Origin of the sequence: Streptomyces sp. NPDC101166, from assembly GCF_044768125.1 — a bacterium.
In the GTDB taxonomy this organism is placed as follows: domain Bacteria; phylum Actinomycetota; class Actinomycetes; order Streptomycetales; family Streptomycetaceae; genus Streptomyces.
Genome location: NZ_JBIWPF010000014.1, coordinates 1 through 26,062 on the forward strand (window position 1 = coordinate 1; position 26,062 = coordinate 26,062).

The 26,062-nt window shown below is 72.7% G+C and carries 21 protein-coding genes and 2 pseudogenes; 8 read left to right on the plus strand and 15 right to left on the minus strand.

Features of this window, described 5'->3' with window-relative positions; translation table 11 throughout:
• Positions 1 to 91: 91 nt before the first annotated feature.
• The 4 genes from ACIRS4_RS24210 to ACIRS4_RS24225 all read right to left on the minus strand — a co-directional run bounded on the left by ACIRS4_RS24210 (position 92) and on the right by ACIRS4_RS24225 (position 3,825).
• A complete protein-coding gene (locus ACIRS4_RS24210) occupies positions 92 to 334 on the minus strand; it encodes a DUF6411 family protein (RefSeq protein WP_404199530.1) in 243 nt (80 codons plus the stop codon).
• Between the two features lie 87 nt (positions 335 to 421).
• Positions 422 to 2,224 carry a protein kinase gene (locus tag ACIRS4_RS24215; protein WP_404199532.1) on the minus strand — a complete coding sequence of 601 codons (1,803 nt, stop codon included), beginning with the start codon at positions 2,222 to 2,224 and terminating at the stop codon, positions 422 to 424.
• A 78-nt stretch (positions 2,225 to 2,302) separates the two neighbouring features.
• On the minus strand, positions 2,303 to 2,590 hold the full coding sequence (locus ACIRS4_RS24220) for a DUF4190 domain-containing protein (RefSeq protein WP_404199535.1): 288 nt from the start codon (positions 2,588 to 2,590) through the stop codon (positions 2,303 to 2,305).
• A gap of 155 nt (positions 2,591 to 2,745) precedes the next feature.
• Positions 2,746 to 3,825, minus strand: a complete 1,080-nt coding sequence (locus ACIRS4_RS24225) for a glycoside hydrolase family 5 protein (protein WP_404199538.1) — start codon at positions 3,823 to 3,825, stop codon at positions 2,746 to 2,748.
• Between the two features lie 264 nt (positions 3,826 to 4,089).
• Between ACIRS4_RS24225 and ACIRS4_RS24230 the strand changes: the two genes are divergently transcribed.
• From ACIRS4_RS24230 to ACIRS4_RS24260, 7 genes and pseudogenes are all read left to right on the plus strand, one after another.
• Complete coding sequence (locus tag ACIRS4_RS24230; RefSeq protein WP_404199540.1) at positions 4,090 to 4,722, plus strand: TetR/AcrR family transcriptional regulator; 633 nt, start codon at positions 4,090 to 4,092, stop codon at positions 4,720 to 4,722.
• Positions 4,723 to 5,231: 509 nt separating this feature from the next.
• The gene (locus tag ACIRS4_RS24235; RefSeq protein ID WP_404199543.1) at positions 5,232 to 6,905 is read left to right on the plus strand and encodes an MFS transporter; all 1,674 of its coding nucleotides are present in this window, start codon (positions 5,232 to 5,234) and stop codon (positions 6,903 to 6,905) included.
• Between the two features lie 142 nt (positions 6,906 to 7,047).
• Positions 7,048 to 7,506 (plus strand): annotated as a pseudogene (locus ACIRS4_RS24240) (MarR family transcriptional regulator).
• Between the two features lies 1 nt (position 7,507).
• Positions 7,508 to 8,566, plus strand: a pseudogene (locus ACIRS4_RS24245) (RHS repeat-associated core domain-containing protein); the annotation flags it as partial.
• 169 nt (positions 8,567 to 8,735) lie between these two features.
• Entirely contained in the window at positions 8,736 to 9,098 is a 363-nt protein-coding gene (locus ACIRS4_RS24250; protein WP_404199546.1) for a hypothetical protein, read from the plus strand.
• Between the two features lie 197 nt (positions 9,099 to 9,295).
• Positions 9,296 to 9,952, plus strand: coding sequence for a hypothetical protein (locus ACIRS4_RS24255; RefSeq protein WP_404199548.1), 657 nt, complete (start codon positions 9,296 to 9,298; stop codon positions 9,950 to 9,952).
• Positions 9,953 to 10,113: 161 nt separating this feature from the next.
• Positions 10,114 to 10,434, plus strand: a complete 321-nt coding sequence (locus tag ACIRS4_RS24260) for a hypothetical protein (protein ID WP_404199551.1) — start codon at positions 10,114 to 10,116, stop codon at positions 10,432 to 10,434.
• Between the two features lie 246 nt (positions 10,435 to 10,680).
• On the opposite strand, the gene ACIRS4_RS24265 is transcribed toward ACIRS4_RS24260, so the two are convergent.
• The 10 genes from ACIRS4_RS24265 to ACIRS4_RS24310 all read right to left on the minus strand — a co-directional run bounded on the left by ACIRS4_RS24265 (position 10,681) and on the right by ACIRS4_RS24310 (position 24,392).
• Entirely contained in the window at positions 10,681 to 11,367 is a 687-nt protein-coding gene (locus ACIRS4_RS24265) for a hypothetical protein (protein ID WP_404199554.1), read from the minus strand.
• An 83-nt stretch (positions 11,368 to 11,450) separates the two neighbouring features.
• Entirely contained in the window at positions 11,451 to 11,831 is a 381-nt protein-coding gene (locus ACIRS4_RS24270) for a hypothetical protein (protein ID WP_404199556.1), read from the minus strand.
• Positions 11,832 to 11,958: 127 nt separating this feature from the next.
• Entirely contained in the window at positions 11,959 to 12,999 is a 1,041-nt protein-coding gene (locus tag ACIRS4_RS24275) for a rod shape-determining protein (protein ID WP_404199559.1), read from the minus strand.
• 217 nt (positions 13,000 to 13,216) lie between these two features.
• Positions 13,217 to 16,924, minus strand: a complete 3,708-nt coding sequence (locus tag ACIRS4_RS24280) for an SAV_2336 N-terminal domain-related protein (RefSeq protein ID WP_404199562.1) — start codon at positions 16,922 to 16,924, stop codon at positions 13,217 to 13,219.
• Positions 16,925 to 16,988: 64 nt separating this feature from the next.
• Positions 16,989 to 18,080: an AAA family ATPase gene (locus ACIRS4_RS24285; protein ID WP_404199565.1), complete on the minus strand. Its 1,092-nt coding sequence runs from the start codon at positions 18,078 to 18,080 to the stop codon at positions 16,989 to 16,991.
• 56 nt (positions 18,081 to 18,136) lie between these two features.
• Positions 18,137 to 19,882, minus strand: a complete 1,746-nt coding sequence (locus ACIRS4_RS24290; protein WP_404200114.1) for a trypsin-like peptidase domain-containing protein — start codon at positions 19,880 to 19,882, stop codon at positions 18,137 to 18,139.
• Between the two features lie 5 nt (positions 19,883 to 19,887).
• Complete coding sequence (locus ACIRS4_RS24295; protein WP_404199568.1) at positions 19,888 to 20,280, minus strand: CU044_2847 family protein; 393 nt, start codon at positions 20,278 to 20,280, stop codon at positions 19,888 to 19,890.
• A 111-nt stretch (positions 20,281 to 20,391) separates the two neighbouring features.
• Entirely contained in the window at positions 20,392 to 21,744 is a 1,353-nt protein-coding gene (locus ACIRS4_RS24300; RefSeq protein ID WP_404199570.1) for a carboxyl transferase domain-containing protein, read from the minus strand.
• On the minus strand, positions 21,741 to 23,231 hold the full coding sequence (locus ACIRS4_RS24305) for an acyl-CoA synthetase (RefSeq protein ID WP_404199573.1): 1,491 nt from the start codon (positions 23,229 to 23,231) through the stop codon (positions 21,741 to 21,743). Before ACIRS4_RS24305 ends, ACIRS4_RS24300 begins: the two co-directional genes overlap by 4 nt.
• Positions 23,232 to 23,327: 96 nt before the next feature.
• Positions 23,328 to 24,392 carry a MerR family transcriptional regulator gene (locus tag ACIRS4_RS24310; RefSeq protein ID WP_404199576.1) on the minus strand — a complete coding sequence of 355 codons (1,065 nt, stop codon included), beginning with the start codon at positions 24,390 to 24,392 and terminating at the stop codon, positions 23,328 to 23,330.
• Positions 24,393 to 24,577: 185 nt separating this feature from the next.
• On the opposite strand from ACIRS4_RS24310, the gene ACIRS4_RS24315 reads away from it, so the two are divergent.
• Entirely contained in the window at positions 24,578 to 25,459 is an 882-nt protein-coding gene (locus tag ACIRS4_RS24315; RefSeq protein WP_404199579.1) for a RimK family alpha-L-glutamate ligase, read from the plus strand.
• Here the strand turns inward: ACIRS4_RS24315 and ACIRS4_RS24320 are convergent.
• Positions 25,449 to 26,039 carry a hypothetical protein gene (locus tag ACIRS4_RS24320; protein ID WP_404200117.1) on the minus strand — a complete coding sequence of 197 codons (591 nt, stop codon included), beginning with the start codon at positions 26,037 to 26,039 and terminating at the stop codon, positions 25,449 to 25,451. The two genes, ACIRS4_RS24315 and ACIRS4_RS24320, sit on opposite strands and share 11 nt — an antisense overlap.
• Positions 26,040 to 26,062: the final 23 nt, after the last annotated feature.

Consider the following 26,062-nt stretch of genomic DNA (forward strand, 5'->3'; position numbering starts at 1 on the left):
GCCCGTGTACTGGATGTACTCGGGTGATGCGACAACGCGGCGAGGCACCGTGCCGGGCGTCGCGAGCCGGTGAACCTTTCCGGTCACGGCACTAGAACGGCATGTGGCCGCGCGCGCGGCGACCGGCCGACCCGCTGCGGCTCACCGCGCGGGAGCTGCTGTGGAACGGCTTGCTGAACAGTTTGCCCAGTACGCCGGGCGCCTTGCCGCCGGCGCGCGCACCGGCGCCGAGGGAGCGCTGTGTGCCGCGCTCGGGGTGACGCGACAGGCGCGGAACGAGGAAGGCCAGCACGGCCAGGACCACACAGACGCCGATGACGACGGCGACCACCATGAGTCGGCTCCTTCGTACGAGGGGATTGCACGGTCACAGACACGTGTGCCCCGTCTCCTCGCCTCTAAGGACTCCTTCCCGTCGCCGTCACACCGTGTCGCGGAGCGCGCCCCAGGTCTCGCGGCCCACGACGCCGTCGGACTCCAGTCCCCGGTCGCCCTGGAAGCCGCGCACCGCGCTCTCCGTGCCGGGGCCGAAGACGCCGTCCGCGCCGTCGCCGCCGACGTCGTAACCGCGCCGGATGAGCATGCACTGCACCTGGACCACGCGTTTGCCGCTGTCTCCCCGGCGGGTGGGCTTCTTGCCCGCGTAGTGAGTGCAGTCGGAGATCCAGGGCGGGGTCGCCGGGCCGGGGTCGGTGCTGCTCGGAGAGGGCCCGACGGGGTTGCTCGGCTCGGCGGAGGCGCCGGACCGGCCGGCAGGGGCGGAGGGGGCCGCGGGGCTCTCGTCGGCGGCGGGGGCGGAACTCACGGGCGGCGCCTCGCCGGGTCCGGCGGGGCCGCCGACGCTCCGGCGGGCCGAGCCCTCGGCGGACACCCCGGGCGACGTCGCGGCCTGCGGAGAGGAGGAGGCCTCGTCGACGACGGTCCCGGAGAAGCCGGAGGAGCGGGAGGACACGGACGGGCCCGAAGCCGGGCGGTGGGCCGTGGTCGAGGCGTCCTGGCGGGTGAGGACGAAGGCTCCCGTGGCCACGACGCACAGCGTGACGCCCACGGCCGCGGCCAGCACCGGCTTCCGCCTCGTCCAGGCGGGGGCGCCGGCCGGGGGTAAGCGGGGTGCGGCGGGCGTCCGTGCCCGCGATGTGTCCTGCTCGGCGGCCTTCCGGTCCTCCGGTGCGGCCGGTGCGATCGCCGGTGTCGCCGACGTCGCCGACGGGGCGGGAGTCGGCCGGTGGAGGCCGGTCCGCCGTTCGGCGGAGAGACGGTGCAGCGTCTCGTAGGCGCGCTGCCGGGTGAGCACCCGGCCGGCCAGCGGCTCGGGCCATTCCGGCGCACCGGCGTGCACCGCGGCCGCCTCGACCAGTTCCTGCGGAGTGGGGCGCCGCTCGGGCTCCTTGGCCAGGCACGCGGTCAGCAGCGCGCCGAGCGCCGCGTCCGCCGAGGTGATCGCGCCGATCAGCTCCGGGTCCGGCTCCTCGAACGCCACCCGGTGCATCACGTCGACGCCCGTGCCGTCGCCGAATGGGGCGTGCCCGGCCGCCGCGTAGACCAGGGTCCCGGCCAGGGAGAACACATCCGACGCGGTGTCCGACAGGCCCGTCCTGAGGTGTTCCGGGGACATGTAGGCGGGGGTGCCCACCCGGTTGCCCGTGCCGGTGATCGCACTCGCGTCCACGGCCTTGGAGATGCCGAAGTCGATCACGTGCGTGCCGTGGACGGACAGCAGCACGTTGGACGGTTTCAGATCCCGGTGCACGATCCCGGCGGCGGCGAGGTCGGCGAGCGCGCGCCCCAGCTCGGCGGTCAGCCGCCAGACCGTGGCCGGGGCGAGGGCGCCGTGCTCGCGCACGACGTCCGCGAGGTCCGGCCCCGGGACGTACTCGGTGGCCATCCACAGCAGTTCGTCACGGAAGCCGGTGCCACGCAGCCTCGGTGTGTGCGGGGTGCGCAGCCGTGCGTGCACCGACGCCTCGCGCTCGAACCGGCGCCGGAACCTGACGTCCTCGGCGTACTCCGGCCTGATCACTTTTACGGCCACCAGGCCGGGGCTGTCGTCCAGGGGACGGGCCAGGTAGACCCGTCCCATGCCGCCGCTGCCGAGCAGGGCCAGCGGGACGAAGGGGCCGACCTCGGCGGGGTCGCCGACGCGCAGGGGAGCCGCGCCGGTCTCTCGCAGGGCGGCGGCCTCGATCGTCGCCGGTTCCGGCGACGCCGGCCGTCGTTCTGACACGGAACTCCCCGAAGTGATGTGCGCCGTACGCCAGTTCGCCATGAAGGAGACGAGGCTAACCCAGCATCGGCGCCGGCGTCAGCCGCCCACGTACCAGCTGAAACCGCCGTTGCTGGCGGCCACGGCCAGCAGGACCAGCCAGAGGACCACGTCGACGACGCCCAGAACGATGCCGGCCTTCGCCATCCCGGCGCCGTTCCTCGTGCCGGCCTGCCGCAGGGCGACCGAGCCGAAGACGATGGCCAGCGGACCCAGGACGATGTTGAGGAGGAACAGGCCGACGATGCCGCAGCACAGGCTCGCGATCGCCATGCCGTTGGTGCGCGATCCGGAGGACGCGGTGGAGGAACTTCCGTAACTCGACATTGCATACTCCCGATTGACGGTGGCGCGGCCCGAACTGGCCGCGCTGTACTTGCCTTTCGCTGACACTCCGAATGCCCCTTTGGTGCCGGGCCATGTCAACGCACCGTCAGATCAAGTGCTTTGGTCGAGCGCGCCCTCCGGGAGCGCGGGTGGGGCTACTGGCCGACGGGCTTGCCGCGTCCCCAGGCCCAGGCGAGCCGGTCGGCGCCGGACTGGTTGGTCGTCTCCAGCCAGGGGCGGGACGGGGGGCCGACCAGCTTCTGGATGGAGTAGGTGTCGTCGGTGCGCAGGCCCGGCCAGTAGACGGAGCCCATCTTCAGCTCGCGGAACGTGTCGGTGACGGCCTGGACGTAGTTGACGAAATTGTCGTCCGGGGTGGCCTTGTCGTAGTTCAGGCCGGTGGTCATCGGGGCCCCGAACTCGTCCGCGACCGTGCGGTTCGCGCAGTCGCCGATGCGCACCTTGAGGTCGGCCACCCACTGGTCGTAGGTGGCGTAGTCCTTCCAGAAGCCGTAGTGGTGCAGCGACAGGTAGGTGCCCTTGAGGCGGGGGTCGGCGCAGACGGTGGTGACGTGGTCGTTGTAGCCGGCGCCGCTGACGAACACCCGGTTGCGGGGAACGGACTTGTAGGTGTCGAGCCACTTCGCGGCGATGTCCGCCCACTGGGCGTCGGTGTAGCCGTGCGGCTCGTTCATCGGCTCGAAGTAGACGCGCTCGTCGTTCTTGTACGCCTTGACGACGGTCTTCCACATCGGCCAGTAGGTGGCCTCGTCGTCGATGAAGCCGTCCTTGCGGGGGCCGGTGCCCTCCCAGTAGGACACGATCACCTTGAAGCCCTGGTCGGACGCCGCGTCGATGACACCGCGGTACGACTTCCAGTACGCGCCGTTCACCGTGTACGGGTTGATCGGCAGCCGCACGGTGTTGGCGCCGAGGTTGGCGCGGAACGCGGCGATGACACGGGTCGCCTTGGCGTAGGTCTGACGGTAGGTGTCGGTCGTCGACAGACCGGAGAGCTGGAGGAGGTCGTCGGCGAAGTTGTCCCGGGGGTCGGCCCAGTTGACGCCCTTGAACTGCGTGGTGTCCTGGGCGGGCCGGGCGGCGGCGGAGGCGGGCGCGCCGGCGAGCATGCCGCCGCCGACGGCGGCCAGGGCGACGGCGACGAGGGCGGCTCTCGCGCGGGGGGTGCGGGAGGGGGCGGCGGGGGTGGGAGAAACCGCGGGGGGAGTGCGCATCAGCTGGGCCTTCCGGGAGCTGGGGCTGGTAGCTGGGGGGAGTGGAGGCGGCCGTGGGGAGCGGACGGATCCGACATGTTTGCGTGAACATTGCGATGCACGGGCCGGATGTTTACGTAAACATCGCGGCGCCGGAATCGTGGCACCCGCCCGGGTGATCGTCAAGGTTTCCCGCGCGTAACATCCGCCTCGGCAGACCCTGGCGCAGGAGTGCCAGAATGGCTGTGCCGATCTGTCGATCCTCCGATCCACCCGGGGTTTCTCGTGTCGAAGTCCGTGGCCCGCGAGCCGTTGCGGAGCAACGCGCGGTCCAACCGGGCGCGCATCCTCGCCACCGCCCGCCGTGAGCTCGGCCGCGATCCCGACGTCACCCTGGAGGAGCTGGCCAAGGCCGCCGGCGTCGTACGGCGGACGCTGTTCGGGCACTTCCCCGGGCGGGCCGCGCTGCTGGAGGCGCTCGCGGAGGAGGCCGCCGAGACCCTGCGGAGCACGGTGGCGGCGGCGTCACGGCCGGCCGAGCCCGCCGACCGGGCGCTGGCGTACTTCGCGTTCTCGACCTGGCCGGTGGGCGACCGCTACCGGATGCTCCTGGCGCTCGCCCGGCGTGACCTCGGCGCGGAGCGGGTGGCGGAGATCCTCGCGGTGGCCCGCGACGAGGTCACCGCCGTCCTGGAGCGCGGCCAGCGGGACGGTGTGTTCCCGTCGCACCTCCCGGCGCCGGTGCTGAGCGCGGGCCTGGAAGCGATGAACGTCGCTCTGCTGGAGCAGGTCAACGCGGGCGCCTGGGAAGACGACGGCACCCGCCTCGCGGTGGCGACGCTGGTGGCGGCGGGGGTGCCGGAGGAGCGGGCGGTGACGGTGGTGGCGGAGGTCGTCTCCGCGACGCCGGCCCGGTAGGGCGACGGCCGGCGCTGCCCGGTGATGTGACGCCGGGGCGTCCTGGTGGGCGGGGTCTTGTGCGGGCGGGGTCTTGCGCGGGCGTGGCCCTGTGCGGGCGAGGTCCTGTGCGGGGGAGGTTCCGTGCGGGCGTGGCCCTGGCGGGCGAGGCCTTGTGCGGGGTGGCCCCGACCTTCCCTGTGTGACGCCTGAGGCGTTCCCCTCCCTGCTCGCACGCGCACACCTTCGCCGACCTTCGCAGGTGTCCATCACCTCTGCCCACCTACACCCTTCTCCACTCGCACCCCCTCCACCTGCCCCTCCCATCTCCGCCCGCGCGGTGGGGTGTTCGACCTCTCGGTGTCACTGTCGGTTCGCCCGGCTGTCCGGTTCCGGGCGGGGTGTCCGAGGAGGGCTGGGGCACACGAGGTCGTGGGCCGCAAGGCTGCGTCGCCTTATTTGCACATGAGTGAGCAAGAACCTAGGCTGCACATCGATGGGCAATTAATTCGTTTCGCTAGGAGCACCTCATGCCCTTCCTCGCCGGCACTCCGGAAGAGAAGACGACCCGCCCGTACCCCCGCCGCTGGTGGGCCCTGCTCGTGCTCTGCCTGAGCCTGCTGATCGTGGTCATGGCGAACACCTCGCTGATCGTGGCCGCCCCCGCGATGACCGCGGACCTGGGGCTGAGCAGCAGCGACCTGCAGTGGGTCATCGACGGCTACACCGTCCCGTACGCCGCGCTGATGCTGGTGCTGGGTTCGATCGGCGACAAGTACAGCCGCCGGGGCGCGCTGGTCACCGGGCTCGTGCTCTTCGCCGGCGGGTCGGTCATGGGCAGCCTGGTGGACGGCACGGAGCTGGTCATAGCGGCTCGTGCCGTCATGGGCGTCGGCGCGGCCGTGGTGATGCCGGCGACGCTGTCCCTGCTCGTGGCGATCTTCCCCCGCCAGGAGCGGGCCAGGGCCATCACCGCCTGGACGGCGACCTCCGGTCTCGCCATCGCCGTGGGGCCGCTCGTCGCCGGCTGGCTGCTGAAGGACCACGCCTGGGGCTCGACCTTCCTGATCAACGTGCCCATCGCCGTCGTGGCCGTGCTGGGCGCGCTGACCCTGGTCCCGCCGTCCAAGGCGGCCGGCATGGGCCGTATCGACTACGTCGGCGGCCTGCTCTCCATCGTCTCCGTCGGCTCCCTCGTCTACGCGACCATCGAGGGCCCGCACTTCGGTTGGGGCGTCGGCCCGGTCACCGCCGCGGTCGTCGCCGGCGTGGGTCTCGCGGCCTTCGTCGTCTGGGAGTTGCGTCACCCGCGGCCGATGCTGGACGTGCGCAGGTTCGCCCAGCGTCCCTTCAGCGGCTCGATGCTCGCGGTGCTGTTCTTTTTCTTCGGCACCTTCGGCGCGATCTACTACTCCACGCAGTTCCTGCAGTTCGTCCTGGGCTACGACGCCCTGGAGACCGGGGTCCGTCTGCTGCCGCTGGCCGGCGCGGTCTTCGCCGGCGCCGCCGCCACGGGGCGGCTGACGCCGAAGCTGGGCGTGAAGGCGATGGTCGGCTCCGGCATGGTCGTCGGCACCGTCGGCGTCCTGCTCCTCACCCGGATCGACACGGGCTCCGCGTACAGCGACTTCCTCGCGCCGATGCTGCTGCTGGGCTTCGCCATCGGGCTGAGCGTGTCCCCGGCGACGGACACCATCATGGGCTCCTTCCCGGAGAGCGAACTCGGCGTCGGCGGCGGCGCGAACGACACCGCGCTGGAACTCGGCGGCTCGCTCGGCATCGCCGTACTGGGTTCGCTGCTCGGCACGGCTTACCGCGACGAGCTGACCGACCTCGTCGGAGGCCGGCTCCCGGCGGCGGCGTTGCAGGCGGCGCAGGACTCGGTCGGCGGCGGCCTCGCGGTCGCCCAGCGGATCGCCCAGGACCCGGCCGGCGGCCCCCGCCAGGCCCAGGCCCTCGCGGACGCCGTCCACCAGGCCTTCGCCCAAGGCGTCGCCCGGACCAGCCTGATCGGCGGCGTCATCATGGCCGCCGGCACCCTGATCGTCCTGGCCGTCCTGCCGGGCCGCCGCGCGACCGCAGAACACGCACCGGTGCCGGACGCGGGGGAAAGCGCCGGGGAGGACGTGAGTCATGAGAGCCGGGACGAGCCGAGCGAGGCCGAGGCGACGCCGGCCGGGCCGACGCGTCGGCGCCAGGGCTGAGACCGGTGGTCTCACGGTGCGTGCGCAGCGCGCAGGCGCTCTGTCGGACGAGCCGGCGGGTGCGTCCTTGACCTCAACTCCGGTTGAGTTCCTACGGTCGATCTCGTCGAACCGCCTCAGACCGACGACAGGGGTCCTGGCCATGGAGTACTCGCACAGCGACATCGATCTGATCAAGCAGCCCATCGGTTAATGGAGTTGGGCGGCCTACAAGGCCGTCGTCGCCCGCACCCGGGCCGCCCTCGCCGGGATCGGCACCACTCAACCGCAGTGGTGGGCCCTCGCGCAGGTGGCACGAGCCGACACCGTCAAGACTCGTGACGAAGTGTCCCGCCTCCTCCGGAACTACCTCGACGTCGGCCCGGAAACCATGGAGGCGGAGATCGACACGACCATCGCCCAGGGTTGAATCACCGAGGACGCCGAGGGGCGCCTGGGCATGACGGCTGAGGGCCGCGCGTTCTACGACAAGGCCGCTGCCCTCCAAGACGAACTCTGGGCGGAACGGCACGCTGATGTCTCCGACGAGGAGTACCTGACCACCCTCAAGGTGTTGCAGCGGTTCATCCACAACACGGGCGGCCGAGCGTGGCACCACTAGGGTGACGGGCCGGTGTAGGACGGCGAGGAGCAAGAAGGTCACTCCGGCGCTGGGACCGATCACGGTCGAGGTCCTGGACCGGACTCAGACCGAGAAGCTCGGCGTCAAGGGCTTGGTCTTGAAGGTGACCGGCTCCGCGAATGGAGGCTCGGCCGCTCTCGGTATCGACTACAGCCGCTTCGCCTCCGCCTACGGAGGCGACTGGGCGGGCCGTCTGCAGGCCTTACGTCTGCCGGACTGCGCGCTGAGCAATCCCGCTTCGGCCCGGTGCCGCGGCACCACCCGGCTCGAGTACGCCAACGACCGGGCGGATCAGCAGCTCACGGCGCAGTTGACCTTCCAGGCCCCCACTGCGGCTCGTCACAGCGGTGCCATTGCGACCGCCCCCGGCCGGACGATGCTGGTGGCTCTGGCCGCAGGCGCCGCGTCCGCCCGTGGTGACTGCAAGGCGACTCCGCTGTCCGCCTCCTCTTCCTGGGAGGCGGACAGCTCTTCGGGCTCCTTCACTTGGTCGTACCCGCTCAGGACGCCGCCTGCTGCGGCAGGCCCGAGCCCAGATCTGTCGATCTCCTACGACTCCGGCAGCGTCGACGGGCGCACCGCCTCCTCCAACAATCAGGGCACGACGATCGGCGAGGGCTTCGACCTCACTTCGTCCTTCATCGAGCGCAAGTACGGCTCTTGCGACGACGACCAGACCGACAAGTTCGACCTGTGTTGGAAGTACACCAACGCCTCCCTCGTGCTCAACGGCAAGGCCACTGAGCTCGTCAAGGACGACACCACAGGCGAGTGGCGGCTGAAGAACGACGACGCCTCCACCGTCACGCACTCCACAGGCGCCGACAACGGCGACGACGGCGACGCCTTCGACAAGGGCGAATACTGGACTGTCGTCACGGGCGAGGGCACCAAGTACGTCTTCGGCCTGAACAAACTGGACGGCGCCGGCACGGCCGACTGCACCGATTCGGTGTGGACGGTCCCGGTGTTCGGCGACGACGCCGGAGAGCCCGGCTTCATCGCGGGCGACACTTTCGCCAAGCGGGCGAAGAAGCAGTTCAGTTCAGCATTACACTCGATAGGGGGAGACGGCCGTGAAAAACATTGCATTGGCGACCGCTTCGCTGACCGCGATGTCTATGTTCTTCCTTGCTGCGTGCGGAAGTGGGGTGGAGGCCCCAGAGGGGCAGTATGCAGGGTGCGACTCGGTCATTCCATTCGATGAGATGGCCAGGCGGTATGCGCTCACGCTTCCGGAGCGAGCTGAGGGTGTTCGATTTTGTGATACTCCGAATCGTGACGGCTATGATGGGGAGCTGGAATTCTCCGCACCGGATGCGGAGGTAGGGAAAACCTTGCAGAGTATAGGCTTGGCCCTTAAAGACCTTAGGTCGCCAACGGAAAATAGGGTTAAGAGATATCAGTCCGAGAGGGCTTCTGGATGGAATCTTGAGTCCGGGAAAAAATACCTCATGGGTAGGAGTTCTGCTGAGTGGGACGGTGAGTGCTTGATCGACTACATAGTCTTTGTCGAGCAGCTTGAGAGAAGCAGAATGAAGGTTTATTTGGCAATGGGGTGCCAAAGCTGATCGAGAGTGCAGGCCTGTTTGGCGCAAAATTCAGGCCTGCACCCTCTCGGGTGCGCTGGGTGGGGGAGAGTTCCCCGGCGGGCTCGGCGCGGTGGCGGTAGTGGCGCGGCCGGAGGGGGCGCCAGGGCACGGACGCCCGGGGTGCCGCGGTGGCTGGAAGGGGTGGGTGCCCCTTTTCCTCGCGGTAGCTTGCCGGCATGTCTCGATCCGTCGAAACGGGCTCAGTCTTGTCTCCGGTCACCGCGGATGACGTCGGCCTTGCTGTGCGGCTTGCCGTGGACGTCCTTCGGGGCGCACCCTCGGAGGGGTGGGGTGGCAGGGCCGGTTCGCTGGAGTGGGACTGCTGGGAGACCGTCGAGCACCTTGCCAACGACCTGTTGTACTACGCCGTGCAGTTGGGGCCGAAGAGCCCGCCGCTGGATACTCATGTGCCTTTCGCGTTGAGCCAGAAGAGGCCGGACGGACCCGCGTACTTCCTCTTCGCGGAGCGTGACGCGGGTCCGGCCGGCCTGGTGCAGGTGCTGGAGGCGTGCGGCGCGCTGCTGGTCGCCATGGTGCGTACGACGCCACCCAGGGTCCGCGCCCACCACGCCGCCGGGGTGTCGGATCCCGAGGGCTTCGCGGCGATGGGGGTGGTGGAGACGCTGGTGCACATGCACGATGTGGCGGAAGGTTTCGGGTTTGGCTGGGACCCGCCCTCCGCTCTCTGCTCACGGGCGCTCGCCCGCCTGTTTCCGGATGCTCCGGGCGGCGCGGATCCCTGGCTCACCCTGCTGTGGGCCACCGGCCGCGCCGAACTCCCGGGGCACCCTCGTCCCACCACGTGGCGCTGGGTCAGCACACCGCGGTCGTAGGAGCGGATCGGCGTCAACCACGACCAAGCTGATGAAGGGGCGAGTCGTTGCCGGACTTCAGGGAGGACTCCGCCCTCTGGCGGAGCGTGCCGTTTCCTGGGCTGCGTCGGGGCGACAATCGACCAGGGCTGAAGATACGACGTGCCGGGCGTTCGGCGGGTGTGGCGGTCGTGCTGTTTGCGGTGCTTTCGACGTGCGGGCTTGGATTCGAGAGACCGACGATTGCCACTTCGATCTCCCCGGAACACGCGGGCACGCCGCCCGCCAACCTCTTGAGCAAGAACGGCGTTTCCTTGCGGGGAGAGGCGACCTCGGTTCACTACCGAGAGGTTGTGCCGCGCTCGGGCGGGTCACTGTATGTGCGGATGCGTTTGCCGGACGAGGCCGCCAGGGGGTGGATGACGGATCTGGGCGGAAGTGCCTCGGATCTGACGAAAGAGTGGAGTCCGGTCAGTTCCTATGAGTTGCGGGAATCGGGCTGACGCATCGAGAAGTCGGACGAAGTGTTCGGCGCGGTGATCCCCATCCCGGAATCGGGGCCCGAAACCAGCAAGGAGGTCCTCGTCGTGGAGGACGCGAGCGAAACTGCTTGGGTCTATCTGGTTGCGAACCTCTAGCGCGGAGTCTCGCGCCGCCCAAAGGTTGTCCCGGAAGCATCCGTGCCACTCTCTTGAGTCGAAGCGGTCACCAACGAGGCACACTCGCCCCCGGGCGACACCAGTCGGTGCCTACTCTTTGGATGCCGCCGCCAGCCAGGTCCGCCAGACGTGACGCGTATTCGGCACCTCGGGACGATCCAGAAGCCAGAGAACGTATCCGGCATGACGCTGCGCCCATAGGTTGTCCGAACGGGCGACAGTTTCAAGCCTGCTGCGCAGATCCTCACCGTCCACGGCCCGGGCCACGCGCACGTACTCGCGATCCTTGCAGCGGTAGGGCCGCTGGACGACGCTCTCGACCAGTTCCACAAGCTTGCTTCGAACCGTCTCATCGTGGTGAGCGGCAGCCACGTTCCGTATGAGGTCCTCCTTCGTGCCCCACGACTTGGCATACCGTGTCCACTCCTGCGGATACCTCGCTTCCCACTCCAGGAAGCACAGCGCGTAGGGAAGACCCGGCCATGCACTGATTTCAGGACCGGACGGCCGGTCCCATAGCCCGCCTGGCAGCGAACACCTCAGGGCCTTCAGGTAGTTTCTGTGCGCCGCCTTCCGCCTCAGTGAATACCTGCGACGCCACGTCTCGTGGTACCGATGCCGAGCCTCCTGGGTTTTCTTCTCCGCGTCAGTCAGACGGACAAGCGCCGCAGCACGTTCAGCCGGATCACTTGCTATCAGTCCGAACGTCCACCCCAGCCGCTCGTGCCACACGTCGGCACCATCCACACTCACGCCCGCATTCATGTCCCGCTTCACCCGGCAGATGATGCTCTACCTCAAGCCTCCATCGCCTTCATTTATCCCAGTCGTGCACAGCACCGTCCGACGTCGACCGCTGCTCAGAGTCGCGGCACTCCCGTACATTCCAAAGCCTTGCGGGCGGCGAGACAGCCCGCGATCTTGAACGCCAGTTCGTGAGAGCCGAACCTATCGGCGCGGGCACGCCGCAGCACCACCCGAGTGGCAATCACGACTCCGTGCTCGGGCAAGCTCAGATGCTCCTCGATCCCCGCGGCGGCAGCCGCGAAGAAGCGTGGCAGGTCCTCGGCAGGTTCGTACTCCACCGTCAGACCTTGGGCTACCTCGAAGGTGAAGCCCTCGGCTGCGGGCTCGAAATCCACCGCTATCTCCGCGAAGTGCGGCGCGCAGTTCTGCTTCTTATGCAGCACGCACACGTCACGAATCGGATACGGCGGAAACCGGGGCGGCCCTGACGTCATGCCGGAACGCTACCCCCTGCCCGGCACTCCGCCTCCGCTGTCGACCTTGGTGACAGCAAACCTGCCTCTGTGACAACGATCGTGCCTGGTGCTGTCGGAAGGCGACGCGTCCGGGCAAGCAGCCGCCTCACTCGGTTGCCAGGGGCGCCAGGGTCAAGGGCGCGATTCTGCCCTCCAGCATTGCTCCCAGGCCCTGGGCCGCGCAGATGTCGGGCTGTTCGGCGATGTGGACCGGCATGCCGGTGGCGCGGCGGAGCATCTGGTCGAAGCCGGGGAGCAGGGCCGAGCCGCCGACCATCATGATGCCGCGGTCCGCGAGGTCGGCGACCAGGTCGGGCGGGCATTCCCGCAGCACCCGGCCGATGCCGTCGAGGACCGCCGTCAGCGGCGTCTCGATCGCGTCCCGGACGGCCGCGGTGTCGACCTGGACGGTGCGGGCGAGTCCGGTCGCGACGTCGCGGCCGTGGATCTCCGTGCGGGCCGGTCCGTGCGCGGTGAGACCGTTGCCGGACAGGGCCAGCTGCAGCGGCCGTACGGACTGGCTCGGCAGCATCAACTCGTGTTCGTGCCGCAGGTGCTGGACGATCGCGTGGTCGACGGCCTCCCCGCCCACCGGGATCCGCTCGGCGGTCACGAGGGAGCCGAGGGAGAGGACGGCGACCTGCGTGGCGGCGGCCCCGCACACCATGATCATGGTGGCCTCCGGCTGCTCCACGGGCAGCCCGCAGCCGACGGCGGCGGCGATCAGCGTGTCCACCAGCTCCACCCGGCGGGCGCCGAGGCCGACGAGCGTCTCGACGGTCGCGCGCTGGGCGAGCGGCCCGGCGTCGTGCGGCGTGCAGGCGGCGGCCCGCAGGAACGGCCTGCGGCGCAGCTGCCGGCGCAGCTTGTCGCCGATCAGGTGCCGCAGCATGCGCTGCGCCATCTCGATGTCGATGACCGTGCCGCCGGAGACGGGGCGCACGACGCGGATGTAGTGCGGGGTGCGGCCCGTCATCTTCTCGGCGAAGTCCCCGACGGCGATCAGCGCGCCGGTGCGGGTGTTCACGGCCGCCGCTGACGGCTGGTCGACGACGAGCCCCGCCCCCTTCACCCACACGCGGGTGCGGGCGGCGCCCAGGTCGACTGCGAAGTGGCAGCGGCGCAGCTGCTCCAGACTGGCGGTCATGGCGGGTCCTCCCGAGAGCGCAGACCGTGGCGGCCGCCGGGCCGGCGGGCCTTCGTGCGTGGGCCGCCGGGCGGTGGCCTCCTACGCCATCGTGCGGGCGGGGGAGGACACGCGCCCGCTGGAGGGGTCCGGGCGGGGGAGCGGCCGAACGGGCGTAATACGGGCTTCCGCGCGCGGCGTGATCTGAGTGGGTGTCAGGAAAACGGCCGCGTGGGCGCTAAAGTGCCCGCGCCGCGTCGAGCACCGGCGCGAGCGAGCGCACGGTCACCTCGCAACCCGCGCCCCTGAGCTCCTGCTCGACGGTCGGATTGCGGGCGAGGCCCAGGAAACGCAGGCCGATCCGCTGGGCGGCGGTCAGCTCGGCCACCGTCGATCCGATGACGACGCTCGTGGAGTGCGGGGCGCCCCCGGCGGACGGCCGCCCCGGCGGGGGCAGCGCGTGCAGGGCGCGCAGCAGGACGTCCGGGTGCGGGGTGAGCAGTGCGAGGTCCGGGGCGCGGCCGTGGATCCCCACCAGCGGCAGCCGGTACGGCTCCACGTACTGGCGTACGGCCTGTTCGCACACGTCCGACACCAGGGTCACCCGCCGCCCCGAGGCATGCAACGCCCGTACCAGGGCTACGGAGTTGTGGGTGGTGGGCGCGTGCGGGACGGCTTCCAGCTCCAGGGCGTCCAGCCGGTTCCGCAGGAGAGGGCCCAGCGGATCCCGGGCGAAGACGCGCAGCACGTCGAGCGGGTGGGTGAGCGCGGGGTCGCCGGGGCGGCCGGAGGCGCGCGGTACGGCGTCGCCCCGCCGGTCGTCGCGGGGGGCGGATGCGAAGGCCAGCAGCTTCAGCGCGGCCTCGCGGGCGGTCACCGCCGTGAACAGGCGGGTGAGGGGTCCGTCGAATCCGAGCAGGACGGTCTCGGCCCGCGCGAGGAGCCCGGCGGGCGTCGCCTCGTCGAGCCGCTGCTCGTGGCGTTCGCCGTGCTGCTCGCCGGACGGGGGCGCCGGCGTGGGAGTCCGCCGGGGCTCGGGCGCGGGCGCCCACTCCGGCGTGAGCCGTACCTCGCACGTCACCGTCAGCCCCGGCACCGGCCATCTGCCCAGCCCGGCGTTCACCGCGCGCTGGGCGCCGACCGCGCGGCGCAGGGCCTGGTGGCGGGTGACGCGGGAGGCGGCCTCCGCCAGATGGGCCAACAGCCGCTCCGGTACGCGCGTCACCTCGGCCCGTACGAACGCCACCGGGTCCGCGACCTGCCAGGTCAGCTCGGCCGTGGCCGCGAAGTCGCCCTTGCTGGAGCTGGGCAGGGACAGCCGGTGCACGGCGTGCTGGGGGGTGAGGTCGACCTCGTAGTACGTGGTCAGCCGGGGCGGGCGGACGCCGTGCGGCCGGGCGGGGTCGAGGAGGGTGAGCGGGCCGCCGGCCTGGGTGTGCACCACGGCGGTGCGGCCGTGCGCGGGCACGCCCAGCTGCCGCAGGTCCGGTGTGACGAAGGGGCCGCGCACCAGGTCCCGGCTCGCGTCCTCGGCGTCGCCCCGGGGTGCGGGCAGCGGGCAGTACCAGGCGAGCGGGGGTCCGTCGACGGCGTCGCCGTACAGCGGGCGGAAGCGGTGCGGGCCGGAGGCGGCGGAGCTGTCGGCGAAGGACTCGTAGAGGTCCGGCGGGACGAGCACCAGGACGGGGGAGGCGGTGTGCGCGGGCTCGGGAAGCCGCGGTCCGTGCCCGAACGTCACCCGCAGGCGCGGCGGTTCGGCCGGCTCGGCGAAGGGGCCGGGCAGCCAGCGCAGGACCGCCGCGAGGACGGGGAGGAGATAGGCGTCCGCGTCTACGCCGACGTCGTAGCCGTCGGGGCGCACCCGGACGTCGTACTGGTGAGGAGCGAGATCCCCGCGCTCGAGGACCTGGTGCACCGCGTACTCGAGCGAGATGCGCGCCTCGGGACGGGCGCCGAGATCGACGTCGGTCTCGAAGCGGAGGGTGCGGCGATCGGTGCCCGTGCCGAGGTCCGTCGTGCCGAGGTTCGCCGTGTGGCCGGGGTCGGGCCCCGCCGCACCGGACTCCGTCGTGCCGGGGGCCGTCGTGTCAGGGGCTGCCGTGTCGCCGGGGTCGGGGCCCGCTGTGCCGAGGCCCGCCATGTGGCCGGGGCCAGGGTCCGCCGTGCCGGGATCCGCCGTGTCACCGGGGCCGGGTTCCGCCGTGCCGGGTTCCGCCGCACCGAGGTCCGCCGTGTCACCGGGGCCGGGGCCCGCCGTCCCGGGGGCGTCACCGTTCGCCTCGCGGTCCTCGCGGTCCTCGCGGTCCTCGCGGACGCCCGTGCCGCCGTCCGCGCCCAGTCGGCGTACCGTCTCCGCGCTCACCCTGGCGAACGTCGGGCCGTCGGCCGGTGCCGCGTCGCCGGGGCTCCACTCGGCGCGGAAGCCGCCCGCCGTCAGGCCCGCCCGTTCGTCGATCAGCGCGCCGACACGGTCGAGGAGTTCGCGGGCCCGCCCGCGTGCCGTGCGGGGCAGGGTGCGCAGCAGCAGGTCGCGTACGCCGGGGCGGAAGGCGTACGAGCCGGGCGGGCCGGGGACGCTGGCGAGCATGCCGCTGAGGATCACCTCGGCCAGGTGCTGCGGGCGCGGATCACGGTCCACCGCGCGCTGCACGAGCCGCATCACCGGTATCGAGGGCTCGGCCAGGGCCAGGTGCCCGGCGAGGCGGAACGCCTCCGGCGAGGCGGTGGCGCGGAAGCGGAGGACGAGGTCCTCGGCGGGGAGCGAGGCGGGGTCGGGAGCCGGATCGGCGGAGGCCGGGGTGGGGGCGGCGGGGCGTGGGGTGAGCCAGGCTGCCGCGCCGGGCGTGCGGCCGCCGCCGGGGGCGGCCAGCAGCGCCGCCCAGTGGGTGAGCCAGGGGACGCCGGCCTCCAGGACCGGGAGGGGGACGGCGGCGGGGTGCGGGGGCGGGGCGTCCCGGTCGTAGGGGGTGAAGGAGCAGGCGGTCAGCGGGGCCGCCGCGCCGGGAGAGGACAGGACGCCCGGTTCGGCGGGCAGCGCAGTCGTCGCCCACAGGTGCTCCGGGAGCGGCTGGACGACGGCCAGCGGCATCCGGGCCGCCCAGTGGCGCAGAGCGCGGTACCAGCGGTCGCCCGCGGGGCCGGGACGCCACTGCGGTCCCATGCAGTCGCTGACGATCAGGGCGACGGTCCGGCCGTCCCCGGAGTCCGGGACGTGCCGGGCGTGGCCGTCGGGGCCGGCCGGGTGCGGGGTGACCGTCCGGAAGACGCCCGACTGAGCCAGTACGGCGTGCAGTTCGCGGACGAGGGGACGCCAGACCGGCATGGTCGGGCCGGTGTCGTGCAGGAGGGCGAGCCGCAGCCAGCGGTCCCGCGCCGGGCGCAGGACGGGCAGCCAGACGTCGGGGTGCGCGCCGAGCCGTGCGATGCGGTCGGCGGTGGCGCGTTCGTCCAGTGCCCGCACCCGCGCCGACGGCACCGTCCGCTTCAGGGGACGCAGGGCGCGCTGGAGGCTCAGAGGGCAGGGCAGCATCGGCGGCACGGGCGCGAGGAGCGGCGTGCCGCCGCCGCCCGGTTCGCCCTGGTGGGCGGGGGCGCGGGGGAGGCGCAGGGGGACGCGGTCGGAGGCGGACTGCGGGAAGGAGGCGCCGGGGGCGGCGCGATCGGGGGCGGGACCGGAGTCGGCGTCTTTCGCAGGGATGCGGGAGTCGAGCCGGCCGGCCTTGTCGTCCGTGGCCGTGGCCACTCCCGTGGGGGCGTCTCCCTCGTCGCTCAACTGCCTGGCGAGCCAGAGGACTTCGGCGATCTCGCGAGGGGTCGGAGTGAACTCGGAAGCGGAAGGATGGCCGGCGGCGGCGAGGACGGCGGTCAGCCGGGCGACGGCACGGACGTCCCGCCCCCGAGCCGCTTCCAGGTCGGAGCGGCCCGCTTCCCCCTTCTTGTCTCCCACCTCACCTCCCGCCTCACCTCCCGTCTCCCCGTCCACCTCCCCTCCCTCCTGCTCTCCCCGGCGTTCAGAAGCCATCGGTGTCTGCCGTGGGGGTCAGGTAGGGCATCAACTCGTCGGCCAGGGCGTCTCGGGAGGTGGGGTCCAGGCCGGCGACGCCGGTGAGGTAGAGGGCGTTCAGGAGTTGGTCGGTGGCCAGTTCGCCGTCGGCCGCCCGGTTCAGGAACCGGGTGATGAGGTGGTCGGCCTCGCCCGGCGGGGTCGCCAGGTGGGCGCGGACGATCTCCGTGAGCTGCTCGCGGTCGGGGCGGCGCAGCTTCAGCCGGACGCAGCGGCGCAGGAAGGCCGGCGGGAACTCGCGCTCGCCGTTGCTCGTCAGCACCACGAACGGGAACGCGCGGCAGCGGACCCGGCCGCGGGTGACGGGCACCGGCGTGTCGGTGCCGTCGGCGAGCACGTCGGCGGTGGCGGCGTCGGCCGAGTGGCGGGCGGCGCGCATCAGTTCGGGGATCTCGTACTGGCCCTCCTCCAGGACGTTCAGGAGGTCGTTGGGCAGATCGAGGTCGCTCTTGTCGATCTCGTCGACGAGGAGGACGCGGGGGCGGTCGTAGGGGAGCAGGGCGGTGCCGAGGGGGCCGAGGCGCAGGTGGTCCTCGACGCCGTCCGCACCAGCGGCGGAGTCCGCGCTCGCCTCGGTCCCCGCGCCCGCGCCGGGGTGGCCGGCGCCCGCGCCGGAAGCCCCCGCCCGCCGGGCCGCCGCCTGCCTCGCCGCGTACAGGCGGGACAGGGGGTCGTACTGGTAGAGGCCGTCGGACAGGGCGCTGCGGCTGGTGATGTTCCAGCGCAGGACCGGGCCGAGGCGCAGCTCCCGGGCGACCGCGTAGGCGAGGGAGGACTTGCCGGTGCCGGGCGGGCCGGTGACCAGCAGCGGGCGGCGCAGGACGAGGGCCGCGTTGACGAGCTGCACGCTCTCGGGCGCGGCCACGTACGCGCGGGCGCGGTGGGCGCGGTCGGGGGAGACGGACGCCTCGTCGTCGGCGTCCCGTGGCGTGGGCAGGACGGGCTCGCCGTCGAACGCGCGCCAGGGCGGCGGCGGGGGCAGCCGGTCGACGCCGTCGTGCGGCACGCTGTCGCCGGTGTAGACGGACCAGTGGGGCATGGGAGGGTTCCGGTCTCCGTTCTCCGGAGCGGCTCAGGGCCGTCCCCGGACTCGGTTCAAGGGCTCGTACGAGGGGCTCGTTCGAGGGGCGACACGGGGGAGCGGACGTGCGCCGCCGTCTCGCCGTGCGGGTCGGTGAAGACCCGCGGGTCGTCCCACAGCAGCTGGATGTCCCGCGCCCAGTGCTCGTCCTCCGCGTCGGCCTCCTCCCGCAACTGAAGGATCATTCGCGGCAGTTCGCTGGGCGGGACGGCGGACACGCACGCGTCCAGCTCGTCCAGGAACGTCTTGCCCGCGCACCCTTCGCCGCCCGCGCAGGGATCGCCCGGCCCGCTGTCGCAGCCGCCCCTGGACCAGACGACCACCGGCGCGGGCGCGGTGAGCGAGGTGTCGAAGTGGGCCCTGGTGCCGGCCGAGGCCGGTGCGGCGCCGAAGCCGGCCAGACAGGCGTCGGCCTGCCGCAGCCGCACCCGCAGCCGGCGCGGCTCCTCCGGCCCGCCGCACTCGACCCGGTGCAGTCGCGCGCCGGGCACGGAGTCGAGCCGGTTCCAGGCCCGGGTCAGCTGATGCCGTGCGCCCGCCCTGCGTCGCGCCTGGTCGGTGACGACGAGCGGGTACACGCAGCCCAGCGGAGTATCGTCGTCGGGTGCGCTCGCCCAGCGGTCGACGGGCAGGTCGATCCAGTCGCGGGGCAGGGCGAACGCGATCAACTCGTCGTCCCCTGCCGTCAGACAGGGGAAGGCGGCCTCGATGAGGTCGCGCACGCGGGCGGGCAGCCCGGCCTGCGGCACGGTCCCGGAGGCGACCGGGTGCCGGCGTCCGCCGCTGTACGCGGACACCTCGACGCGGACCTGCTCGTCGCCGGCGCCGCTGTGCTGGAGCTCGACCAGGATGGGCGCCCACCGCGGGACGGCGGACGTACGGACTGGGGCCTGGAACAGGGCCTCCACCTGGTCGGCGAAACGGGCGACCGTTCCGGCCGCGTCCTCGCCGTCGATCTCGCACAGCACGAACAGGGCCGCCGCGCGCAGCGAGTCGAAGCCCTCCTGCGGCGGGTCCGGGTCGAACGGCCCGGCGGCGGCCCGGTAGAGCCGCGCGAGCCGTACGGGATCGCAGTCCAGGCCGGTGCGGACGGCCCGTTCGACGAGGTCGCGCAGCCGGGCGCGGTCGGCGGAGCGGTGGTCGGAGGTGGGGACGAGGCTCGTGAGCCCCGGCCAGTGGCGGGCCATGACCTCGGTGGGCATCATGCGTCCGTTGCGCACGCCCTGGTCGCCGGCGGCCGCCGTGACCATGCCGACGACCTCGCCGGTGTCGACGAGGGTGACGGCCGCGCCGCTGAAACCGGGGGCGAGCGGCTGGCCGTCCGGCTGCCAGGCCTCCAGCTGCATCCACTCCCGGTTGAGCAACTGCGGTGCGGTGATGCGGTATTCGGCGAGGGTGCCCTCGTCGAAGCCGACCGGGAAGCCGTACACGACGAGTTTGCGGGGCTGCCGGCCGTGCGCCGCGTCCACGGGAGCGAGCGCGGCCGGGGCGATGGCGACCTCCCGCTCCAGCTCCAGGACGGCGAGGTCGCCGAGGTCGGTGACCCCTCCGGCCCAGCCGCCCTCGGCGACGATCCGGGCGGGGACGGGAGCGGAGCCGGGCCGCTCGGTGAACGTCACCGCCAGCGCGTCCGCCGGGCCCTCGTGCACCACGTGCGCGCAGGTCAGGACCAGCCGTGGGGTGACCAGGAAGCCGGCGCCGACGACCTGGCCGGCGCACTCGACGCGGGCGTGCCACTCGGGGCTGTCCATGGCGGTCATGCGCTTCATGAGGAGGCGGGAGGCTCCGTCGCCGCCGTGGGAGCGCCGGGTCCGGCTCCTGAGGAGCCCGCCCCGGTGTCGCGGTCGGGCGACCACGTCAGTCTCACCACCAGGTGGCCCTCCGCCGTGCCCTTGGCGATGATCGCGCCCGTCTCGGCGGCCAGCTTCACCCCGAACTCGATCTCCACCCCGTCGGGCCGCAGCGCGCCGTCCCGAAAGACCCGCAGCGCGGACTCCGCGGCGGAGCGCACGCCCTCCAGCGCGCCTTCGAAGGTACGGGCCGCCTGGACGGCGCCGTCGCCCCGGGCGACCAGCCGCGAGCCGGGACGCTGCTCCGTGGCGGCCTCCACGGCGACCACGGCGCCGTCCTCCGTCCTGAACTCCACCAGTCCCGTCATGGCTCCCCGTCGTCCCCTCGTTCTCACCGGTCGTGCCACGCTGCTGTGCACGTGACACGGCTCTGTGCAGCGTAGCTGTTACGGACGGTGCTCGCAGTCGCCCCGGCCCCGTCACCCGGTGTCCGTGCGGATCACCCCCAGCTCCGCCAAGTCCTGTGGCCGGATGCGGAGTTGTTCCGCCGTCGGCTCGATCTCGGGCGGCGGGCGCTTGAGGATGCGGGCGGCCTGCTCCGGGGCGATGACGGAGAAGTAGCTGTCCGGTGTCGCCCAGGTGCGGCCGGGGGCGGCCAGTGCGAGCGCGCCGCCGGAGCCGCCCTCGCCTATGACCAGTGTGGTGAGGGGGGTTCGGGCGGTGGCGACCACGCCGAACAGCTCCGCGATCGCCGCGCCCGCGCCCTGCCGCTCGGCCTCGGCGTCGTTGGCCGCGCCCGGGGTGTCCACCAGGGTCAGCACCGGGATGCCGAGCCGTTCCGCGAGCCGGATCAGCCGGGTGGCCGTGCGGTATCCGGCGGGGCGGGTCGCGGTGCCGGTCTGGGCGGCGTAGGCGACCGTGCGGCCGTCCCGCTCGCCGAAACCGCAGAGGACGCCGTCAGGATTCGTGCCGCCGCAGCGGTCGCCGCCGATCGTGACGCGATGGGTGAAGTAGTCGTCCAAGTAGTCGGCGGCATGCGGGCGTTCGGGGGAGCGGGCGCGCTGGACCGCGTCCCAGCCGGAGGCGGGCAGGCCGGCTGCGCCGAGGGGGCGGGGTACGGGCGCGGGCTCCGCGGAGGGCGTGGTCAGCAGCCGCAGCCACCGCCCCAGCGTCTCCCGCAGCAGTTCCGGGGGCACGACCGCGTCCGCCGAGCCGGCCGCGACCTGCGCCTCGGCCGTGTAGGCGGCGGGGTCGGCGTCCGGCGGCCGTACCCGTGAGCCCGCGAAGCCCACTTGGGCGCCGGGCAGGGCCAGGACGACGTCGGCGCCCGCGCCCAGGGTGGCCCAGCCGCCGCCGGTCGTCGGGTCCCGCACCACGGCGACCTGAGGCAGCCCGGCCTCCCGGGTGAGCGCCGACTGCCTCGCCACACGCTGGAGTTGGGTGAGGGCGAGCATGCCCTCCTGCATTCGGCTCCCGCCGGTGGCGATCAACGGGACCACCGGGAGCCGGTGTCGACGTGCGTAGGCGAAGGCCGCCTCCAGCCGGTCGCCGGTCCGCTCGCCCAGCGAGCCGCCCAGATAGCCGAACTCGAACGCGATCAGGACGGCTCGTACGCCTTCGACGTCTCCCGCGCTCTTGATGTGCGCGGTGCCGCAGACGACGGACTCCGTCTCGCCGGTCCGCTCGGCGGCGCGGGCGCGGGAGGCGTCGTAACCGGGCCAGCCGAGAGGGCCGTCCTGTTCCAAGTCCCTTGCGGGATAGTCGAGTTCGCGGAAGTCGTCGGTGACGAGCGCGAGGGTCTCCCGGGCGCTCGGGCGGTGATCGGCGGTCATGACGGCAGCGCCCGCTTCATGATCTTCCCCATGTCGTTGCGGGGCAGGGAGTCCAGATACCGCACGACGCGCGGCCGCTTGTGCGGCGCGAGCCGGCCGGCGACATGGTCGGCCAACTCGCCTTCTCCCGGCGGGCTCTGTGGATCGACAGGCACCACCCACGCCACGATCCGCTCCCCGAGGTCCGCGTCCGGCTCCCCGGTGACGGCGGCCTCGCGCACCCCCGGGTGCTCCAGCAGCGCGTTCTCGATCTCCCCGGCCCCGATCTTGTAACCGCCGCTCTTGATCAGGTCGGTGGCCTTGCGCCCCACGATCCGTACGTAACCGTCGGGATCGCGCACCGCCATGTCACCGGTGCGGAACCAGCCGTCGGGGGTGAAGGCGGCGGCGGTGGCGTCGGGGCGGTTGAGGTACTCGGTGAAGAGGTTCGGCCCCCGTACCTGGATCTCGCCCACGGTCTCCCCGTCGTGGGCGGGGTTCTGCGCGCCGGGTGCGGCGGTGGGCGTGCCGGGGCGTGCGCCGATGGGCGTGCCGTCCTCCTCCACCAGCCGCAGTTCCACCCCCGGCAGCGGCACGCCCACGGTCCCCGGCCGTGCCTCCCCGTCGGCGCGGACGCTGGTGTTCATCAGCGTCTCCGTCATGCCGTACCGCTCGATCACCCGCCGGCCGGTCGCCGCCGCGATCCGCTCGTGGTCGTGCACGGGCAGCGCGGCCGAACCGGAGACCAGCAGCCGGGCCCCGGACAGCGCCTTGACCAGCTCGGGATCGCCGGGCAGCGCCTCGGCGAGCCGGTGGTACATCGTCGGCACCCCGAACAGCATGGTCGCCCCCGCGTTCAGCTCCCGTGCCACGGCCTCGGCGGAGAACCGTCCCAGGTGGCGCACCGCCCCGCCCCGCCGCAGCGGGCCGAGCACACCCAGCACCAGCCCGTGCACATGGAACAGCGGCAGTCCGTGCACCAGCACGTCGTCCGCCGTCCACTGCCAGGCGTCCGCGAGGGCGTCCAGGGTCGAGACGAGGGCCCGCCGGGGGAGGACCGCGCCCTTGGGCGGGCCGGTGGTGCCGGAGGTGTAGACGACGAGAGCGGGATCACCGTCGTCCACGCGTGCGAAGCCGGCGCCGGCGCCCCTCGCGTGGACGTCGACGTCGACGCGCGCCAAGTGGCCCGCGGCCTCCGGAAGCCGCTCACCGGGCGCCGCCAGGACCAGCGACGGCGCACTGTCGGCGAGGATGTGCCCGAGTTCCCTCTCGCCCGACTTCGGGTTGAGCGGCACGACGGCGGCCCCGGCGAGCAGCACGCCCACCACGCCGACGGCCGTCTCCAGCGAAGGGGTGGCCCACACGGCGACCCGCTCACCCTCGCGCACCCGCTCGCCGACCGCCGAGGCGGCCGCCGCGAGCTCCGCGTACGTGAGAGACCGCTCGCCGAACCGCAGAGCGACACACTCGCCCGGCCCGTCGGCCAGAGCGGGGAAAAGGGACGACACGCGGCGGCTCCTGGCTGTCTCGACGGCACGAAGGTGGACGACACCTCACGGCATCACCTTGCCCTGTCCCGGACGCCGCGAGACGCCTGCCGCGGGTCAGGCCGCCGTGGTTTCCACCACGTCCGCCACCACGCAGGTCACGTTGTCCGGGCCGCCGGCCGCGTTCGCTTCGCCGATCAGGGCGTGGACCGTCTCGTCGGGGGCGCCGGGGGTGGCGGTGAGGAGGCGGCGCAGCCGGTCCTCGGGGACGACGGTCGACAGGCCGTCCGAGCACAGGAGGTAGCGGTCGCCGGGGCGGGCGTCGTGCAGGCGCAGGTCGGGCGCGGCCGGGCCGCCGCCGGTCAGGGCCTTCAGCAGCAGGGAGCGCTGGGGGTGGGAGACGGCCTCCTCGGGCGTGAGGCGGCCCTCGTCGATCAGGGACTGGACGATGGTGTGGTCCTCGGTGATCCGGAACAGTCCGCCGTCGCGGAGGAGATACGCGCGGGAGTCCCCGATGTGGACCAGCGCGAGCCGGGAGCCCGTCCACAGCAGCGCCGTCAGGGTGGTCCCGACGTCGTCGCCGCCGTCGGCGATGTCACGGACCGCCTGGGTCGCGCCCCGCACCGCGTCCTCCAGGAGGTTCAGCACGTTCCCCGCGGGCGCGTCCGGGGTGTCCAGGAAGCGCAGCGCTTCCACGGCCGCGCCGCTCGCCGGCGCGCCCGCCGGTCCGAAGCCGTCGGCGACCGCGAGCAGCCGGCCGCCCGCGTAGGCGGTGTCCTGGTTCTCCGGGCGGACCCGGCCCCGGTCGGTGTGGGCGGCGTAACGCAGTTCCAGCATAGTGGTGTCCTTCCTCGGTGCTTGCGTCAACTGGTTCACGAGGAACGAGGCGAGGTCGCGTCGTACCGCCGTCTCCGCTTCCACCCGCGCCCAGTAGGCGCGGACCTCCCCGGCGGCGTCCGCCGGTTCGAGGGCGACGACCTCGCGGATGCGGGCCAGCGGCATGCCGAGCCGCCGCAGCCACGCCACCAGCCGCGCCTGCTCCAGCTGTTCGGCGGCGTAGTACCGGTAACCGGTGTGGGGGTCGACCCGCGCGGGTCGCAGCAGCTCCAGCTCGTCGTAGAGCCGCAGCGCCTTCGGCGACAGCCGGCTCGCCTTGGCGAAGGCGCCGATCGTCATGCTCATGTGCCTGTGCACCCCGTTCCCGTCTCGTTCCGCCACCGATGCTGGGGCTTCCCCGAAGGGGAAGGTCAACAAGGTCGACATGGTTGCCGGGCCGGCCACGGCAGCCGTGCCTGCCGTGGCCGAGCCGGCTCCGGTTAGCCTGCCGGGACGCGCCTCGCGAGAACGTACGAGAACGGAGTCCCGCCGTGCCACGCATAGCCCTCGTGACCTACGACCCCGGCCCGGAGCCCAGCAAGGACCGCGACCTCCCCGTGCTACGGCGCGCGCTGGAGGACGCCGGGGCGCGGGCGGACGCCGTGTGCTGGGACGACGCCGGCGTCGACTGGGCCTCCTACGACCTCGCCGTGATCCGCTCGACCTGGGACTACAGCTGGCGGGCGGCCGAGTTCACGGCGTGGGCGGAGCGCTGCGCGAAGGCGACGCGGCTCGCGAACCCGGTGGAGGTCGTGCGCTGGAACGCCGACAAGCGCTACCTCGGCGACCTGGCCGAGGCCGGCGTCCCCGTGGTGCCGACGCGCTACGTCGCCCCCGGGACTTCGGACCTCTCGGCCGCCCTCCCCTCCGGCCACGAGTACGTGATCAAGCCCACCTCCGGGGCGGGTGCGCGCTACGCCGCCCGCTACACCCCCGACCGGCACGAGACGGCCGTACGGCATCTCGAGCGGATGCACGAGGAGGGGCTGACGGCGATGATCCAGCCGTACATGGCGTCGATCGACACCGGCGGCGAACGGGCCCTGCAGTTCTTCGCCGGCCGCCTCCTGCACGCCAGCCGCAAGCGAGCGGTCCTCGCCCCCGGCACCGCCTTCGACGCGGACAAGGTGGCCCACCCCGGCCTGGAACCCTGGACCCCGACCCCGTCGGAACTCGCGGTGGCCCGGCAGGCGCTGTCCGCCGTCCCCGGCGCCCCGGAGCTCCTCTACGCCCGAGTGGACCTGGTGCAGGGAGCGGACGGCGAACCGCGGGTGATGGAACTCGAACTGGTCGAACCGAACCTGTTCCTCCAGCTCCACCCGACCTCGACCCCGACGGTCGCGACAGCGATCCTGACGGCGGCTACGGCCTGACCGCCGTCCGCTGCAGCAGCCCCCAGGTGAACTCCGCCGCCACCTCCTGTCGCCGCCCCTGCCCGTCCGGGGCGGTGAGGAGAAGGCCCCAGCGGGTGGGGGCGGTGCCCTCCAGGGGGCGGGCGGGGGCGAAGGCCCGGGCGGCCTCGTCGACCGTGCAGGACCAGGGGGTGAGGTCGTCGAGGGTGCGCAGGGGCGGCGGCTCGGCTCCCGGGGCGCGGACCAGCCACTCGTTCCACACCGCGCCGTTCGGGGCGAGCAGCACCTCGAAGCGGAGGTCGGGCCACAGGGGGAGCGGCCAGAGCAGCGCCTCGCAGTCGAGGTCGCCGACGCGGCGGGCGGCACGGGACTCAGGAGCCCCCAGCACCGAGCGGTACCGGGAGGCGGCAGCCCGCCCCCGCGGCGACCGCACCATCGCCTGCCACCGCTTGTTCGCCTCCCGCATCCCGCCCAGGGACACCCCGAGCTCCCGCCGCGCGTCCTCCACCAGCCCGGGATTGTGATCGGCCATGCGACGCAACAGCACCAGCTGGAAATGCAGGGCCGTGAACGGCTCGACGGAACGCTTCTCGGACGGCATGCCCTCCATCGTCACCCATCCCG

Bases quoted from the DNA above. Each gene is read 5' to 3' on its own strand.
- ACIRS4_RS24275 (WP_404199559.1), bottom strand. From the start codon at position 12,999: ATGACCGCCAGTCTGGAGCAGCTGCGCCGCTGCCACTTCGCAGTCGAC.
- ACIRS4_RS24220 (WP_404199535.1), bottom strand. From the start codon at position 2,590: ATGTCGAGTTACGGAAGTTCCTCCACCGCGTCCTCCGGATCGCGCACC.
- ACIRS4_RS24255 (WP_404199548.1), top strand. From the start codon at position 9,296: ATGTCTCGATCCGTCGAAACGGGCTCAGTCTTGTCTCCGGTCACCGCG.
- ACIRS4_RS24320 (WP_404200117.1), bottom strand. From the start codon at position 26,039: ATGCCGTCCGAGAAGCGTTCCGTCGAGCCGTTCACGGCCCTGCATTTC.
- ACIRS4_RS24250 (WP_404199546.1), top strand. From the start codon at position 8,736: ATGGCCAGGCGGTATGCGCTCACGCTTCCGGAGCGAGCTGAGGGTGTT.
- ACIRS4_RS24290 (WP_404200114.1), bottom strand. From the start codon at position 19,882: ATGACCGCCATGGACAGCCCCGAGTGGCACGCCCGCGTCGAGTGCGCC.
- ACIRS4_RS24310 (WP_404199576.1), bottom strand. From the start codon at position 24,392: ATGAGCATGACGATCGGCGCCTTCGCCAAGGCGAGCCGGCTGTCGCCG.
- ACIRS4_RS24225 (WP_404199538.1), bottom strand. From the start codon at position 3,825: ATGCGCACTCCCCCCGCGGTTTCTCCCACCCCCGCCGCCCCCTCCCGC.
- ACIRS4_RS24295 (WP_404199568.1), bottom strand. From the start codon at position 20,280: ATGACGGGACTGGTGGAGTTCAGGACGGAGGACGGCGCCGTGGTCGCC.
- ACIRS4_RS24285 (WP_404199565.1), bottom strand. From the start codon at position 18,080: ATGCCCCACTGGTCCGTCTACACCGGCGACAGCGTGCCGCACGACGGC.
- ACIRS4_RS24300 (WP_404199570.1), bottom strand. From the start codon at position 21,744: ATGACCGCCGATCACCGCCCGAGCGCCCGGGAGACCCTCGCGCTCGTC.
- ACIRS4_RS24235 (WP_404199543.1), top strand. From the start codon at position 5,232: ATGCCCTTCCTCGCCGGCACTCCGGAAGAGAAGACGACCCGCCCGTAC.
- ACIRS4_RS24270 (WP_404199556.1), bottom strand. From the start codon at position 11,831: ATGACGTCAGGGCCGCCCCGGTTTCCGCCGTATCCGATTCGTGACGTG.
- ACIRS4_RS24210 (WP_404199530.1), bottom strand. From the start codon at position 334: ATGGTGGTCGCCGTCGTCATCGGCGTCTGTGTGGTCCTGGCCGTGCTG.